This is a genomic window from Winogradskyella sp. UBA3174, assembly GCF_002364335.1.
In the GTDB taxonomy this organism is placed as follows: domain Bacteria; phylum Bacteroidota; class Bacteroidia; order Flavobacteriales; family Flavobacteriaceae; genus Winogradskyella.
Map to the genome: position 1 here is coordinate 11122 of NZ_DEXW01000035.1, position 1152 is coordinate 12273.

A 1152-nucleotide genomic window follows, 5' to 3' on the forward strand; every position below is an offset into this window, starting at 1 on the left:
ACTTCAGCTCTAAATGCTTTTAATAATTTCGTCGTCTTTGCTTTCGTTGTACCACGACGCATACTCTTCAGAATAGAATCTGAAATATGCTGCAACGGAATATCTAAATAATTACAAATCTTTGGTTCGCGATTCATCACATCTAATACATCCATTGGGAATCCTGTTGGAAATGCATAATGCAAACGAATCCATTCTATACCATCAACTTTTACTAAGTTTTCTAGTAATTCAGCAAGATTTCGTTTTTTGTAAATATCTAAACCATAATACGTTAAATCTTGAGCAATTAAAATTAATTCCTTAACTCCGTTAGCTGCTAATTTTTCTGCTTCGATAACCAAGTTTTCAATTGGTGTACTTTTATGCTTACCACGCATTAATGGTATGGCACAAAAACTACAAGGTCTGTCGCAACCTTCAGCAATTTTTAAATAGGCGTAATTTTTTGGAGTCGTTGTTAAACGCTCACCTATTAGCTCGTGCTTATAATCTGCACCTAAAGCTTTTAATAATGCAGGTAATTCTGTTGTACCAAAATACTGATCTACATTCGGGATTTCTTTCTGTAAATCTGGCTTATAACGTTCACTTAAACATCCTGTTACAAAAACCTTATCAACTTCACCATCCTCTTTCTTTTGCATGTACTCCAAAATGGTATTCACACTCTCTTCTTTGGCATTATTAATAAAACCACAAGTGTTAATGACTACAACATTGCCTTCTTCTTCATGGACAACATCTTTACCACTAGCCTTTAGCTGTCCCATTAAAACTTCGCTATCGTAAACATTTTTGCTACAGCCTAAAGTAATGACGTTGATTCTATTTTTCTTAAGAGTTTTTGTACGCATGGTTCTATAAATCAGTTTGCAAAGATACATAATGATTTATGATTGTCTATTTATAATTTTTAAACCTTTTGTATCTTTAATGGTCTAAAGTTAAAACCTAACCTCATGAAACGCTTAACCTATTTGTTTTTAAGCCTAACTTTAGTAGTATCGTGCGCTTCAGGTGATGATTTACCTGACCAAGGAGAACCTACAAATGATTCCATATACTTTCCGCCGCTAAATTCTGATACTTGGGAAACTAAAACAGTTTCAGAATTAAACTGGAATGAAGCCCAGCTTCAACCCTTACTAG

The 1152-nt window shown here is 34.0% G+C and carries 1 protein-coding gene and 1 pseudogene; one reads left to right on the forward strand and one right to left on the reverse strand.

The genetic code is table 11. From position 1 onward, the window contains the following. Positions 1-857, reverse strand: an 857-nt coding sequence (locus tag B2U95_RS04770) for a MiaB/RimO family radical SAM methylthiotransferase (protein ID WP_296313362.1), incomplete at its 3' end; no start/stop codon positions are given. A 105-nt stretch (positions 858-962) separates the two neighbouring features. On the opposite strand from B2U95_RS04770, the pseudogene B2U95_RS04775 reads away from it, so the two are divergent. Beyond that, positions 963-1152, forward strand: a pseudogene (locus tag B2U95_RS04775) (serine hydrolase); the annotation flags it as partial.